A 12,616-nucleotide genomic window follows, 5' to 3' on the forward strand; every position below is an offset into this window, starting at 1 on the left:
GCATAGGTCCGGCAAGCAACCCCCAACCTGAAAGGCACCGACCGTGGACTTCTTCGAGACCGACGCCGTCCGTCTGCCCGCCGCCCCCGAGGGCCGCGACGAGTACGAGGCGCTTCCGTTCGAGTTCCGCGACGAGCTGGACGACGCCTTCGCGGACGACCTGCGGGCCGCCGTGACCGGCCTGCCGGCCCGGCCCGGGACGCTGCGCTGATGTTCGCCCGCCTGCGGGCCCGCTTCGCCGAGTGGCGCGAGGCGGGCCGGGTGCCGGACGGCTGGGAGACCCCCGAGGGTCAGGCCGCGCTTGCCCGCATCCTGCGCGAGACCACCGCCGAGCGGAAGCGGCCCGCCCCCGAGGAGTCCCCGTGACTGCCCCGGCCGACCACGTCACCCGCCTTGATCCGCTGATCCGCATCATGTCGGCCGAGCGGGTTCCACCCGCCCTGCGCGACGACGCCGAGCAGGAAGCCCGGATCGCGGTCTGGACGGTCGCCACGGCGCACGCCGACGACCCCCGCCCGCTCGGGCCCCTCCTGACGACGGTCGCCCGGCGGGCGGTCCGGGCGGTCGCCGTGGGACGACCCATGACCGGCGAGGAGGGGCGTCGCGGCGTCGAGCGCGACCCGTTACGGGCGGGCCGGCTGGTCGAGTTGGACACGGAGCGCGACGACGCCCCGCAGGGTGACCACGCGGAAGCTGTCGCTCTGCGGGTCTCGGTGGCTCGGGCCCTCGCCGACCTGGCCCCTTGGGAACGTGCCTACGTGGTCGGGCGCTTCCTCGAAGACCGTCCGGTCGCCGAGGTCGCGGCGGACCTCGGCATGTCGCCTACCGGGCTCGCGAATGCCTGGTCCCGACGGCTGCGTCCTGCGCTCGCCGAGGCATTATCGCCCCTGGTCAGCGCGGGTGCGCAGACCCGGAGTTGCGCTAAACGCTTTGCGTAACCTAGACTCCGTTTACACGCTTCGCCGAACCGAAGGAGCACGAAATGACCGCCACCCCGACCCGCGCCACCTACAAGGGCCACGGCAAGCCGGAAACCCTGATCCTCTTCGGTATCTACGCGAAGCCGAACGCCGTCGGCGTTCCGGTCCGGGTGGTGAAGGGGCGGTGCGGGAACCGGTTCATCTCCCTGGAGACCGGGGAGCAGGTAGAGGGCCTGGGCGTGGCGGGCAAGTTCTGGGCCGCCCCGATCGAGGAGACCGAGACCGTCGAGCCGGCCCCGGCCGTCGAGCCCGCCCCGGCCGATGTGAACCCGCTTCGGCCCGCGCCCGGCTCGGGCTCGGCCAACTGTGCGGCGCACGGGCCGCTGTGCCCGCACCCGGCTAAGTGTGCCCCGGGGGTCCGGCACCTGACGAAGACGGGCGTCCCGCATCGAACGGTGTGCGGAGAGGTTGCGGCCAACGTGCCCGTTACCGCGTTGCCGCGAAAGGCCACCTGCCCGAAGTGCGTCGCCCCCAACTCGGCGAACCTGGTCGCCGAGGTCGCCCCCGCCTCGGCCCCGGCGGTCCCGGCCGAGACGATCGCGACCCGCGAAGCCTGGCTCGTTGGCGCGGTCGACGCCCTTCGCCCGATCTTCGCCGAGCACAGCGCGACCGTCCCGGCGGTCCGGGTGTCGGTCGGATGGCCGGGGGTGTCGAGCCGGAAGGGCCTGACGAAGGTCATCGGCCAGTGCTGGGCGTCCCACGTCACGGCGGATAAGACCCCGCAGGTCTTCATCTCGCCCGTCCTGGGCGACGCCGGTCAGGTGCTCGAAACCCTCGTGCACGAGCTGATCCACGCGTGGGACGACTGCAAGTCGGGCCACAAGGGCGACTTCGCGAAGCTGGCAAAGCGGATTGGCCTGACCGGGAAGATGACGGCCACGGTCGCGGGCGACGAGCTGAAGGCGAAGCTCGCCGAGATCGCCGGCCACCTCGGCGAGTACCCGCACGCGAAGCTGTCCGCCCCGGGGCGCAACGGCCAGGGCGAGAAGAAGCAGACCACGCGGATGATCAAGTGCCTTTGCGCCTGCGAGTACACCGCCCGGACCACGCGGAAGTGGTTGGAGGAGGTTGGGGCCCCGATCTGCCCGCGCTGCAAGGTCGAGATGGAAATCTGCGCCTGACCCCGCGCCCCGTCGACCCCGGCGGGGCGCACCGTTTACACGCCTAAGGAGATTTCGATGGAGACGACGACCGTGGGCAAGCTGACCGTAGGGGCGCGGGTCCTGGTCACGATGGACCCACATGCCCCGACGGCCTTCGCCAGCGACCCGGCCACCGCCCGCGCGGCCGAGGTCGTGGCGGAACCCGAGAAGGTCGGTCGCCGCCGGCTGATCCGGACCGACCTGGGCGACATCGAGGCGGGCCCGACGACGAAGGTCGTCCTCGCCCCGGCCGAGCCCGAGCAGACCCCGGAGACGGCCCCTGAGCCCGCCGAGGACGCCGTCCCGGCCCCGGCTGGTCTGGTGACCGCGACGGCCACGGTCGACGCTGCGGGCCGGCTGACGGCCGAGAGCGTCGTCCGGGTGGGCGGTGCCAAAGCGCCGGTCCCGACGGAGGTCGACGGCCCCGCCGGCAAGATCGCCCCGGTGCGGTTGGTCGCTGCCCTGGCGGCGCTCGGGTACGAGCCCGTCGGCCGCTGGGCACCCGGCGCGGGCAACTATGTGGAGTGCCAGGTCCGTCCGCTTCACCCGTAACCGCGTCCCGCTCCCTAGACGATTGTGAGCAGAAATGGCCGACACCCGGTTCCGCATGGTTGGCACGGTTCACGGCGTGGAGTCCTGCCCGGGGGTGTGGCAGGTCGTCCAGGGGTCCGAGTTCGAGCGAGGCCCGGACACCGTCGTTCAGGGTAAGCCGATCGGTTACCGCGTCGTTGTCGTCAAGTTGGTGTGTAGCGCCCAGGCGAACCACACGACTGCCGACTTCTACTACCCCCGATCTCTTCCCCGCCACCTGACCCCCTCCGCCCCGTGACCTGGGATTTCCCGGGCACGGGGCGTTTACACTTGCGCTAAACGTTTAGCGCATGCTCTACTTGACCTGCAAGCGCGAGACCGCCGAAGGAGTGCCGAATGTCCCCGCTCACGATCACCAGCAAGGGCCGCAGCGTCACCGTCACCCGCGAGACCGTCCCGGTCGGGTTCTACCTGACCCCGCGCCCCGCGTTCGTGATCACCACCCCGAGCGGTTTCCGCGCCACGCTGCCCGAGTGCTACTGCCAGCTTGACGACCAGCCGGAGCGCACGCCGTGCAACCGCCCCGCCGGCCACGCCGTGCCGGGGCCGACTCGCAACCGGGACGAGCACTACCGGACGCACTGCCACTCGTGGCACCCGGGCAGCGCCGAGCGCTTCGCCCGCGACGTGCTCGCCGCGTCCGCCCGCCCGGCGACCCGGAAGCCGTCCGCCTCGAAGCCGGCGAAGTCGGACCTCTCCCCCGGTACCCGCGTCACCTGGGCGCACATCGCACCCGACGGGACCGAGGTCAAGCGGGCCGGCGTCGTCTGGGCGAACGCGCCCCGGTGCAACGGGAGCGAGACCGTCTGGGTCACCCCGGACACCCCGGACCCCGCCGACGTCTACCCCGCCGCCGTGCCGGTCGTGCGGGCCCGGAAGGGCTCCCGGATCTACGTCGGTCGCACCTGGTCGTCCGAGTGGTCGCCCTGCGGCGGTCGCCAGATCGAGCCCGGCGAGCTGTTCAGCGAGACCGGCCTGAACACCGACACGGCGAAGGTCGCCCAGGTCGCCGCCCGGCACGCCGCCACGCTGCGGGCGCAGCGCCACGACCTCGCCGCCTGACCTCTCCCCCGGCCGGGGGCCGCGTCGCCCCCGGCCCGCTCCCCGAGGAGTTCCGATGTACTTCCCCGACCCGCCCCGCCGGCCCTGGGTGTACGCGCTGGCGCTCGCCGGTATCGCGGCTGCGGCGTGGCTGTTCTGCGCGCTCCCCTTCGTTGTCGTTTCCCTGATCCTGAACCTGATTGGAGCCTGAAGTGTCGACCACCCCGACCGGCCGTGGCTGGGCGTACGCGGGCGCGATCATCGGCGGGGCCCTGTCGGTCGCCGCGAACGTCGCGCACTCCTACATCGCGACGGATCCGCCGGCCCTGAAGGTCATCTTCTCGGCGTCCTGGTCGGTGCTGCTCTTCGTCGGTATCGAGGTCGTCGCCCGGGTCGCGTTCCCGCCCGGTATCCAGTACGTCGCGTTGCGGTTCGTGGGTCTCGGCGGGGTGTCCCTGGTCGCCGGCATCGTGTCCTACCAGCACATGTCCGGCCTGTTCGAGCATTGGGGCCTCGATTGGGCGACCGTTCACCTCGGCCCATTGGCGGTCGATGGCTTCCTGGCGATCTGCTCGGCCGCGTTGATCCTGACCGCTGCGAAGCGGGCACGGGTCGAGCCCTCGGCCGAGCGCGCGAAGCCGACCTTCGAGACCCTGTTTCCCCACCTTGCCGCGCTGCGCGACGAGGACGCCGTCCTGCCCGCTGAGACGGCCCCTGCCGCCCTGGTGGCCCCGGCCCCGATCGAGGCCACCCCCGAGCCGTCTGCGGTCCCGCCGTGGGCCGACGACGCCCCCGGAGCGCCAGCCCCGGACCCCGAGCCGGAGCCCGAGCCCGAGGCCCCGAAGGACCCCCGCTACGTGACGGAGATCGTCTTCACCGAGGCGCTTCCCGAGCCCGGCGACCCGCGCCGGTACCCCGAGATCCGTCGCCGCGCCGAGATGCTGAACGAGGAGAACCCCGCCCGCAGTCAGCAGGTCATCGCGGACCTGATCGAGATCCCGCGCCGGACCCTGCGGGACGCGCTGGCCGCGACCGCGCCGAAGCCGGCGACGCCACCGAAGTTGGAGCTTGTGCACGTCTGACCGATCGGCCCGCCCTGGGAGCGCCCCGGGGCGGGCTTTTTCGTGCCGTTGCGCTAAACGCTTTGCGCAGCTAGGCTCGTTTACACGCCCCACACGAAGGAGAGCCCGATGACCGCCATCGCCACCGAAGCCGCCCCCGCCCTGACCATCCTCGGCGTGACCGATGAGCAGACCACCTGCGACCGCTGCGGTCGGATCGAGCTGCGGGGGACCGTCATTCTCGGCGACGAGAACGGCGAGGCGGGCCGGTACGGCTCGACCTGCGCCGGCTACATGCTCGACCCGACCGGACGCACGAAGGGCGTTGGTAACCGCGCCCGCCTGATCGAGGAAGTTCGCCGGGACCGCATTTACTGGGCTCTGCGCAGCGCTCACGCTGCGCTCGCCGACCGGGACAAGCGGGACCAGTACGGCGCAGCCGGGTTCACCCGCGCGTGCCGCATCGTGACTGATTTGGAGCGCGCGACGCTGATCCACCGCCCGGACGAGATTGCCGCCGTCGCGGCGGTGCGCGCGAAGGCCCGCGAGATCCGCGCCGAACTGCGGGCCGCCGGCAAGCTCTGACCCGACCTGCAAGCGCCCCGCCCCCGGACCTCGGGCGCGGGGCGTTTCGCTGTCCGCCCCCGTCCCGCTATGTCCGATTCTCTATGTGCTCTGGGCGGCATCTTCGTGGGCACGGCCATGTAACCCAAGGCACATAGAGAAATCCTGCGCAAAGCGCTTCCCGGGGTTCGCGCTAAACGTTTGGCGCGATACGCTGTCGGCATGTCCCTCCCGATCACCGGGCCCGCCCTGGGCAGGCGTCGCCTTCGCGCGAGCATCTACATTCGCTTGTCCCACGCGGCCGACGCGTCGAACACGTCCCTAGACGACATGATCAACAAGTGCCGAGCCCTTCTCGCCGCCGAGGATTTCGAGGAGATCGCCCTTCATATTGACGACGGGATCTCGGGCGGTGTCCGCGACCGCCCCGAGTTCATCGCCTGGCTTGACGACGCCCGTCACGGCCGGTGCGAAGTCCTGGTCGCCCACCACGTCGACCGGATGACCCGCGAGGGCCTGAACGTGGCCGCAATGATCCTCGACGTACAGGAGGGGAAAGATCCGGTCACGGGCAAGATCGTCCGCCCGCCGGTCCGGCTCATGGACACGACGGGACTCGACTCCGACAACGGAACCGCGTTCCGCATCATGTTCCTGATCAAGGCCGAGACCGCCCGCGATGAGCGCGAGAACGCCCGCCGCCGTGTCGCCGGTCGCGCCACCCGGCTACGGCTGGCCGGACGCTGGCCGGGCGGGAGGTGCCCTTCGGGTACCGGATCGTGCCGGCCCGGGACGGGAAGGGGAAGACCCTCGCCCAGCACGACGAAGAGGCCGCCGCGCTGAAGGACTGCGCCTCGCTGATCCTTCGCGGACAGACCCTCGGCCGCGCCGTCCGATGGATGAACTACCACGGGCCAAGCCCGCGCCGCGCCGAGCAGTGGTCGCGGACGACCCTCGCCCAGGCGCTCACCGGGGACCACATTCTCGGCAGGGTGACGATCGGGAACGTCCTTCAGCGGGACGCGAAGGGCTTTCCGTTCGCGCCGTTCCCCGAAGTGCTCGATCTCCCGACCGTGACCGCGCTGCGTCAGGCGCTTGCACGGAACGCCGACCCCACGAAGAGCCCCCGGGGTCCCCGTAAGCCCGCCCGCCTCGGGTCCCGGCTGATCGAGTGTTCCGGCTGCGGGAAGTTCCTCACGGTGACGAGGACGAAGACCGCCTACCGGCCGCGCTCCCGACCCGGCGAGGTGCGCCGGTACGAGCTGATCACGTACCGCTGTCAGGAGAAGTCCGAGGGTCGGCGCTGCGAGCGCCCCGTCCTGGTCTCGGCCCTGCCGTTTGAGCAGTACCTAGAGCGTCGCTTCCTGGAAGACTTCGGCCACGCGCCGATGTTCGAGGAGCGCGTGATCGTGGCCGACGGGGGCGCACTTGCTGCGGTAGAGGAAGCTCTCGCCGGCCTGCTCGCCCGCCTCGCCACCGCCGCCACCGCCGAGACCTTCGCTCAGCTTCAGGCGCTACAGGCTCAGCGGGACGAGCTGATCGCCGCACCCCGCGAACCGATCGTGACCCGCGTTCCGACCGGCCTTACGATGGCGGAAGAGTGGGAGGCCCGCGACACCGAAGGTCGGCGTGAGTTGCTGTCCGACGCCTACGAGCTGCTACGCCTCCACCCCGGGAAGCGTGGTGGAAGGGCTACTTCGACCCGGCCCGCCTCGAAGCAATCCCGTTCGAGGGTGCCCACGACCCGGACCCCGAATTCGTGTAAACGGACCAACCCCGACCGGACGCCCTCGGCCCTCCCGCCGGGGGCGTTCGCGTGTTTACACGCCGCGCCGAGGGAGCGCCGGGCGAGACCGCCGGGTGACGAAGTGACCGACGTTTCGTCACTCCCCTATTACTTCTTCTAGAGGAGGAGGAGGAGTCTTAGACATAGATACGGGAGTGACGAAACGTGCGTCACTGCGTCACGCATGGCCGCCGGCCTGGGCGGGTAGGGGTCTCCTTACGCTTAACGCTCACCGTAGGAGGTACCCGCCGATGCGTACCGCCGCCCTGGCACTGACGCTCGCCCTCGCCCCTGCCCCTGCCGCCCCGCCGGGCCCCCTGCGTGACGCCGTCGGGGGCGTGGTCGACCGCCTGATTCCCGGCCGCCCGCCCGACGTGCCCCCGTCGCCGACCACGGTCCCCGTGACCGTCCCGCCGGCCCCGTTGGTGACTCCGGCCGGGTCCCGAGCCCCGCCCCGACCAAGGCCCCCGCACCGGCCCGGACGACACCCGCCCACGTAACAGAGGTGGGGCCCGCGTCGTCTTCCCGTCCGAAGGGCACGTTGCAAGGCCCGACCGAGCCGGGCCCCGCCACACCGGGGGCGGCAACGCCCGAGGCGATTCCGGGCCTTGTCGGGCCGTGGGGTGAGCCCGCACCCGAGGACAGCGACCCCGCCCCGGGGCGGACGGTCTACGTCTTCGGCCTGGTCGCCCTTGCCCTGCCGGCCGCGTGGGTGCTCGCCCGCCGTCGCCGGCCGCGTCCTGCGGTCACCGCCGCGACGTACGAGGAGGCTTACGAGCTGGGCCGCGCCGACGAGCGGGCCGCAGCCGACCGCCCCTCGGCCCGCGTGATCCCGTTCACGCGCCGGGACAGCAAAAGGCCCCCGGCTAGGTAGCCGAGGGCCCGTCGTGCTGGTCGGGTCAGCGCTGCGCCACGCTGCCCACGAACGCCCGCCAGGCTGCGGGCGGGAAGGTCAGCGCCGGCCCTGCCGGGTCCTTCGAGTCCCGGACACCGACGACCCCGGGAAGGTTGTCGGCGACCTCTACACAGTCGCCGCCGTTACCGCCACTGCGAGTGCTTTTGCGCCACTGCGCCCCGGTCAGGTCCATGTCTTCGCCGCTTCCATGATGAGGTCTAGGGATCTTCCTCGCGGAAGCGCCTCACCTCGAATGCGCTCCCACCGCCGCTCAAGGGTAACAAGGTCGGAGGGCTGGTCGAGTATCGCCGCCCGCGCGGGGCTGTCGACGTGTGCGACCCGTGCGCCTTCGGGCATGTCGGCGATCGTGAAGGGCCCGTCAAGGCCCGGGTAGCTGGGCGCGTCCGCCGGCACGACGTGAAGTTGCACGCTGGGCAGGTCGGCGCACTGTACGAGGTGGGCGAGCTGCGCGGCCATGAGTGCCCGGTCGCCGCCGACGCGCCGCCGCAGTACGCCTTCGTCCAGTACGGCGACGAGCAGGGGCCCGCGCTCCCGCGTGAGGATGGACTGCCGGCCGAGCCTCGCGGCGACCAGCTCGTCTACCGCGTCGGTGCACAGCACCCCGCCCGCGAGGGTCGCCCGCGCGTACGCCTCGGTCTGAAGCAAGCCGGGCACCCACGCGAGCTGATACGCGCGCAGCGTGGCGGCCTCGCGTTCGATGTCGACCCACGGGCGGAACCAGACGGCTCGCGGCGTAGCCCGACGTCCGGCCATAGTGTGTCGACATCTCGCCCGAGCAGTTGCGACGGCGACGCGGTGGCGACTCTGTGGAATGTGCCCAGGGTTTGCCCAGCGTTGCGCGGTCTTCGGGTGTACCCCTATCTGACCTGCGAGGCTTTCCGCTGTGTGCCCTGCCTCGGCGAGCGCCGCGACAAACGCGTGATTCATGCCTGTCCCTTCCCGGAACAAACGATCTGTCCTAAGGACATTAGACAACGCTGTGTGATTGTCAGGCAACCGTCGGCAGGCTGGTCTTCATGCCACGATCACGCCGACATCGTCTGTCCCGTTCGCCCCCCGGCACCGTCCGGTCCTGCGCGGGTTCCGGCTGCGGTGCTCGTGTGGTCTCGCGTCCTGGCGACGCTGCCCGGACCGCCGGCACCCGCTGCGACCGGGCCCGCTCGCCGCCCCGCGCCACGCTGCGGAGGACAAGCCGAAGCCACCGCCGAAGCCCGACCCGAAGCCGAAGTCCGAGCCGCCTTCGATCCCCTGGCCGCCGCTGAACCCGATCGGGCCCTTCAGCCTTCCTTCTCGTCCGGTCGCCCAGGACGACGCGACTCAGGTCATCTGGCCGAACGCGTCGGGACTGGTCACGCGCGCCCAGCGCGAGCGCGGGAACGGGGGCCGCTGGTGGTAAGCGTGGCTTCCTCGGCGACGACGGACCCGGCCCTCGTTCACCGCCGCCGCTGGGCGACGGTGCGGTGTGTGGAGTGTGGTCGGCACTGGCCGTGCGACGCCTTCAAAACGGCTATGTTCCTGACGACCCCGGCGCAGCGCGCCGCCGCCGTGCTCCAAATGGTGGAGGAGGCGCGGCGGGTGAAGAGGGAAGGAATCGACATTCCCGCGCCGGCCCTCATCAGCCGGTTTCTGTGGTGGCTGAAGCTGGGCCGCAACGACGCCCAAATGCTGGCATGGGAGGTGTGGCCGAATGCCTCGGCCCCACCCCGGTAGCACGCACGTCTACAGTCGCCCGGCGTGGCGTTGCCGGACGTGTGGGGCCCGTGGCCGTGTCAGCCGGCGAAGCTGCGTCTCCTCGGCGAGTACAAGAAAGACCGGCTCGCCCTGTCGATGTACCTCGGGACGCTGCTCGACGTCGCGGTGTCCGAGGTGCCGCCGACAGTGGAGAGAACCTGCTCGAACGCTTCGTGTCGTGGGCGCGTCCGCCGCGCCGGCCGAGGTACTGACCTGCTGAAACTGCCCGTCCCGGTGTCGCCCGGGGCGGGCTCAAACTTTCTTTGAACACCTTGGGGTCCCCTGGCGCATAGGGGCCGTGTCCGCAAGAGACACGAGCCCAGGAGGCCGAGCAATGATGCAGAACTTCCCCGCGCGTGCGAACGGTGACAAGCTGACCGAGGACGCGCAGGTGTACGTGGACGCCGACGGTCGCCGGCCCGACTCGCAGGGTGCGTACCTGGGTCTGACCCTGCCGGGCAAGATCGAGTCCGTGTGGCTGAACCCGGACGCCGCCCGGCGGATGGGCGAGTGGTTCGCGACCCGCTACGGCGTCGGTGGCTACCTCGGCGCGAAGGCCGGCGAGACCGTGAAGGTCCTGAACCGGGACGGCTCGCTGAAGCGGACCGAGAAGGTCGCCGATGCGATCGACTTCGACGGCGAGTACCTGATGGAGGACGGCAGCTACGTATCGGCCGTCTTCGTCCGCCACGCCGCCGCGATCCTGCCCGAGGACGAGAAGCCGGCCGAGCCGGTCGCCCTGAAGGTCGGCGACGTGGTCGAGCTGAAGCCGAACGCGAAGACGACCAACGGGGCGGTGTCTACTTCGCGGCGGACGTGACCCGGGTCCGGGTCGAGCGCGCCATGAACGAGCGTGGCAACTGCCTGGTCCACCGCGTGAACGGCTCGGGGGGCGTCACCACGCAGAACGTCGGCCGCGCCTACCTGGGCGACCCGATCGCGGCCGAGCCCTTCGCGCCGGAGGTCGGCGGGGTGTACGCGCTGAAGCCGGGCGCGCTCACGTCGTTCGGGACGTGCACCCTGAACGGGCGCGGTGTGACCCGGGTCGAGGTCACGTCCGGTCCGGACGACGACGGCGACCTGGTCATCCGGGCGCTCGACGGCGACGGGACGCGGACCGGCGCGTACGTCCTCCCGTCGGGCCTCGCCCCGCTGGCCGAGGCCCCGGCCGCCCGAAGACCGGCCCGTTGGAGGCCGGCGAGGAGGCCGAGGTGGTCGAGTCGTGGGCGTGGACTTCCGGGTCGGCGACCGCGTGACCGTGGTGCGGCGCTTCATGAGCTTCGGCGAGGAGTTCATCGAGGTGACGCACAACCGGAAGGGCGTGTCGGGCGACTGCTACCCGCGTCGGCTGAAGCGTCCCGCCGCCGACCGGCCGTGGGCTGTCGGTGACGAGGCGATCGTGACGGAGGACTACCCGACCCACGCGAGCGTCCGCGCGGGTGACCGCGTCCGCATCACGGACCTGCCGAGCGTGCGTGACGACCGCTACCGCGCCGAGTTCGTCTCGGGCCGGGGTGGCGCGCACGGGGGCGGCGGATGGTTCATCCCCGCTTCCGCCCTGCGCCGCCCGTAACACCCCCTGAAGAAGCCCGTCCCCTGCTCGGGGGGCTTTCTTCTGTTTCTCCCGAAAGTCGCGTGAACACCCCGGGCGGCCCTGGCGCATAGGGCGTGTGTCCGAACGAGACACGACAGCGGAGGGCCGCATGGCACGGAAGATTTTCGAGCACACCGACGGCGACGGCGACGGCTTCCACATCGACCACTACCCGTCGGCACCCGGCAACTTGGTTCTTCTGGCGAAGTCGCGCGCGGGGACGATCGTTCCCGTCGAGCTGAAGCCGGGGGCCGACGTCGACCGGCTTCGCGCCGCGCTCGCCCCACACGGCACCCCGGAGCCCGCGACCGACGCCGGTCCCGGCCCGATCCTCGACCTGACGGACGTCGAGGGCGACACGCTGACCGTTTACACGCGGTCGAGCCGTGAGAACCCGATCGCGCTCACGATCAACGCCGAGACGGACGACGAGCAGACCGTCTGGCTGACCCCGGCGCGCGTGACCGAGCTGCGGGCGGCCCTGGCCTCGCACGACCCGGCCGAGGTGCCGACGACCGGGACGGCGCTTCACGAGCTGGCCGAGCGCGTGACCCGTCCGACGGCCCCGGTCGCCGCGATCGAGGTCGGCCGCGAGTACCGGTTGCTGCCGGGTGCGAAGCTCCACACCGATTTCGGCGACGTGAGTACGGGTCTCGCGACCTCGGGCACCACGCGGGTCGTCGTGACCAACCCGAAGACGCGCCGGGGGAACGCCACCGTAACCGCCGTGGACGGCGTCAACGCGGGAACGCCGAATTGGAGTGTGGCACCCGAATTCCTCGCCCCGCTCCCCGGCGACGCCGCCGAGGCACTGTGGGTGCTCCCCGACCCGGCCGACTCGCTCGACCCGGCGCGGGTCGCGCGTGGGAGAAGGCGTCGACCATGCTGGACGGTCGCGCGGCCCACGTGGACGACGTGTTGCGCCTCGCTGAGTTCCTGATCGGGGACGCGGCATGAGGCGCACTCTCCCCTACACCCTCGGCGGTGCCTTGCTCGGCACCGTCGGGGGCGTTGCCCTCGCGCTCGACGCGTGGTGGCTGACGTGGGTCGCGTGGTTCGTCTACTTCGCGGCCGTCGAAGGTGCGGCGCTGTTCAACTCCCGCACCGGCGACACCCTGAGCGAGCACGTGTGGTTGTGGTTCGGCACGCAGCGCCGGAAGGCGGCGAGCCCCCACGCGAGGTGACCGGGTGGGTTCGGTTCCGGCGGTTC

General features: G+C 71.4%; 18 protein-coding genes and 1 pseudogene. 17 read left to right on the top strand and 2 right to left on the bottom strand.

Going from position 1 to position 12,616, the window contains the following annotated elements:
* Window positions 1-43 precede the first annotated feature (43 nt).
* From GA0070618_RS33815 to GA0070618_RS33170, 11 genes are all read left to right on the top strand, one after another.
* Window positions 44-211, top strand: a complete 168-nt coding sequence (locus GA0070618_RS33815) for a hypothetical protein (protein WP_157748903.1) — start codon at window positions 44-46, stop codon at window positions 209-211.
* A complete protein-coding gene (locus GA0070618_RS33820) occupies window positions 211-366 on the top strand; it encodes a hypothetical protein (RefSeq protein ID WP_157748904.1) in 156 nt (51 codons plus the stop codon). Before GA0070618_RS33815 ends, GA0070618_RS33820 begins: the two co-directional genes overlap by 1 nt.
* Window positions 363-938, top strand: a complete 576-nt coding sequence (locus GA0070618_RS33130; protein WP_088979779.1) for a sigma-70 RNA polymerase sigma factor region 4 domain-containing protein — start codon at window positions 363-365, stop codon at window positions 936-938. The genes GA0070618_RS33820 and GA0070618_RS33130 overlap by 4 nt, the downstream gene beginning before the upstream one ends.
* Before the next feature lie 44 nt (window positions 939-982).
* Window positions 983-2,101: a SprT family zinc-dependent metalloprotease gene (locus tag GA0070618_RS33135; protein ID WP_088979780.1), complete on the top strand. Its 1,119-nt coding sequence runs from the start codon at window positions 983-985 to the stop codon at window positions 2,099-2,101.
* Between the two features lie 57 nt (window positions 2,102-2,158).
* Window positions 2,159-2,674, top strand: coding sequence for a hypothetical protein (locus GA0070618_RS33140; protein ID WP_088979781.1), 516 nt, complete (start codon window positions 2,159-2,161; stop codon window positions 2,672-2,674).
* Between the two features lie 375 nt (window positions 2,675-3,049).
* Window positions 3,050-3,775, top strand: a complete 726-nt coding sequence (locus GA0070618_RS33150; RefSeq protein ID WP_088979783.1) for a hypothetical protein — start codon at window positions 3,050-3,052, stop codon at window positions 3,773-3,775.
* A 55-nt stretch (window positions 3,776-3,830) separates the two neighbouring features.
* Window positions 3,831-3,965 carry a hypothetical protein gene (locus GA0070618_RS35285; RefSeq protein ID WP_269148462.1) on the top strand — a complete coding sequence of 45 codons (135 nt, stop codon included), beginning with the start codon at window positions 3,831-3,833 and terminating at the stop codon, window positions 3,963-3,965.
* 1 nt (window position 3,966) lies between these two features.
* Window positions 3,967-4,836, top strand: coding sequence for a hypothetical protein (locus GA0070618_RS33155; RefSeq protein WP_088979784.1), 870 nt, complete (start codon window positions 3,967-3,969; stop codon window positions 4,834-4,836).
* A 108-nt stretch (window positions 4,837-4,944) separates the two neighbouring features.
* Window positions 4,945-5,400, top strand: coding sequence for a hypothetical protein (locus tag GA0070618_RS33160; protein WP_088979785.1), 456 nt, complete (start codon window positions 4,945-4,947; stop codon window positions 5,398-5,400).
* A 201-nt stretch (window positions 5,401-5,601) separates the two neighbouring features.
* Window positions 5,602-6,222: a recombinase family protein gene (locus tag GA0070618_RS33165; protein WP_088985159.1), complete on the top strand. Its 621-nt coding sequence runs from the start codon at window positions 5,602-5,604 to the stop codon at window positions 6,220-6,222.
* Entirely contained in the window at window positions 6,159-7,286 is a 1,128-nt protein-coding gene (locus GA0070618_RS33170; RefSeq protein WP_157749061.1) for a recombinase family protein, read from the top strand. The genes GA0070618_RS33165 and GA0070618_RS33170 overlap by 64 nt, the downstream gene beginning before the upstream one ends.
* 778 nt (window positions 7,287-8,064) lie before the next feature.
* Here the strand turns inward: GA0070618_RS33170 and GA0070618_RS33180 are convergent.
* Window positions 8,065-8,253 (bottom strand): DUF397 domain-containing protein, encoded by a 189-nt coding sequence (locus tag GA0070618_RS33180; protein ID WP_088985111.1) that lies wholly within the window; start codon window positions 8,251-8,253, stop codon window positions 8,065-8,067.
* Window positions 8,244-9,008, bottom strand: a pseudogene (locus GA0070618_RS33185) (DUF5753 domain-containing protein). Before GA0070618_RS33185 ends, GA0070618_RS33180 begins: the two are co-directional and overlap by 10 nt.
* 582 nt (window positions 9,009-9,590) lie before the next feature.
* Between GA0070618_RS33185 and GA0070618_RS33190 the strand changes: the two are divergent.
* From GA0070618_RS33190 to GA0070618_RS33210, 6 genes are all read left to right on the top strand, one after another.
* Complete coding sequence (locus GA0070618_RS33190; protein ID WP_088985113.1) at window positions 9,591-9,791, top strand: hypothetical protein; 201 nt, start codon at window positions 9,591-9,593, stop codon at window positions 9,789-9,791.
* Between the two features lie 24 nt (window positions 9,792-9,815).
* The gene (locus tag GA0070618_RS33825; RefSeq protein WP_157749062.1) at window positions 9,816-10,079 is read left to right on the top strand and encodes a hypothetical protein; all 264 of its coding nucleotides are present in this window, start codon (window positions 9,816-9,818) and stop codon (window positions 10,077-10,079) included.
* Between the two features lie 67 nt (window positions 10,080-10,146).
* The gene (locus GA0070618_RS33195) at window positions 10,147-10,632 is read left to right on the top strand and encodes a hypothetical protein (RefSeq protein ID WP_088985161.1); all 486 of its coding nucleotides are present in this window, start codon (window positions 10,147-10,149) and stop codon (window positions 10,630-10,632) included.
* Between the two features lie 402 nt (window positions 10,633-11,034).
* Window positions 11,035-11,385, top strand: a complete 351-nt coding sequence (locus GA0070618_RS33200) for a hypothetical protein (RefSeq protein WP_088985162.1) — start codon at window positions 11,035-11,037, stop codon at window positions 11,383-11,385.
* Window positions 11,386-11,515: 130 nt separating this feature from the next.
* Window positions 11,516-12,346 carry a hypothetical protein gene (locus GA0070618_RS33205; RefSeq protein WP_088985163.1) on the top strand — a complete coding sequence of 277 codons (831 nt, stop codon included), beginning with the start codon at window positions 11,516-11,518 and terminating at the stop codon, window positions 12,344-12,346.
* 13 nt (window positions 12,347-12,359) lie between these two features.
* Window positions 12,360-12,590 carry a hypothetical protein gene (locus GA0070618_RS33210; protein WP_231931540.1) on the top strand — a complete coding sequence of 77 codons (231 nt, stop codon included), beginning with the start codon at window positions 12,360-12,362 and terminating at the stop codon, window positions 12,588-12,590.
* Window positions 12,591-12,616: the final 26 nt, after the last annotated feature.

This window comes from Micromonospora echinospora, assembly GCF_900091495.1.
GTDB lineage: Bacteria > Actinomycetota > Actinomycetes > Mycobacteriales > Micromonosporaceae > Micromonospora > Micromonospora echinospora.

What these genes read in the sequence shown, in the direction of transcription:
- GA0070618_RS33820 (WP_157748904.1), top strand. Translation starts at nt 211, where the DNA reads ATGTTCGCCCGCCTGCGGGCCCGCTTCGCCGAGTGGCGCGAGGCGGGC.
- GA0070618_RS33135 (WP_088979780.1), top strand. Translation starts at nt 983, where the DNA reads ATGACCGCCACCCCGACCCGCGCCACCTACAAGGGCCACGGCAAGCCG.
- GA0070618_RS33140 (WP_088979781.1), top strand. Translation starts at nt 2,159, where the DNA reads ATGGAGACGACGACCGTGGGCAAGCTGACCGTAGGGGCGCGGGTCCTG.
- GA0070618_RS33150 (WP_088979783.1), top strand. Translation starts at nt 3,050, where the DNA reads ATGTCCCCGCTCACGATCACCAGCAAGGGCCGCAGCGTCACCGTCACC.
- GA0070618_RS35285 (WP_269148462.1), top strand. Translation starts at nt 3,831, where the DNA reads ATGTACTTCCCCGACCCGCCCCGCCGGCCCTGGGTGTACGCGCTGGCG.
- GA0070618_RS33160 (WP_088979785.1), top strand. Translation starts at nt 4,945, where the DNA reads ATGACCGCCATCGCCACCGAAGCCGCCCCCGCCCTGACCATCCTCGGC.
- GA0070618_RS33165 (WP_088985159.1), top strand. Translation starts at nt 5,602, where the DNA reads ATGTCCCTCCCGATCACCGGGCCCGCCCTGGGCAGGCGTCGCCTTCGC.
- GA0070618_RS33180 (WP_088985111.1), bottom strand. Translation starts at nt 8,253, where the DNA reads ATGGACCTGACCGGGGCGCAGTGGCGCAAAAGCACTCGCAGTGGCGGT.
- GA0070618_RS33190 (WP_088985113.1), top strand. Translation starts at nt 9,591, where the DNA reads ATGTTCCTGACGACCCCGGCGCAGCGCGCCGCCGCCGTGCTCCAAATG.
- GA0070618_RS33195 (WP_088985161.1), top strand. Translation starts at nt 10,147, where the DNA reads ATGATGCAGAACTTCCCCGCGCGTGCGAACGGTGACAAGCTGACCGAG.
- GA0070618_RS33205 (WP_088985163.1), top strand. Translation starts at nt 11,516, where the DNA reads ATGGCACGGAAGATTTTCGAGCACACCGACGGCGACGGCGACGGCTTC.
- GA0070618_RS33210 (WP_231931540.1), top strand. Translation starts at nt 12,360, where the DNA reads ATGAGGCGCACTCTCCCCTACACCCTCGGCGGTGCCTTGCTCGGCACC.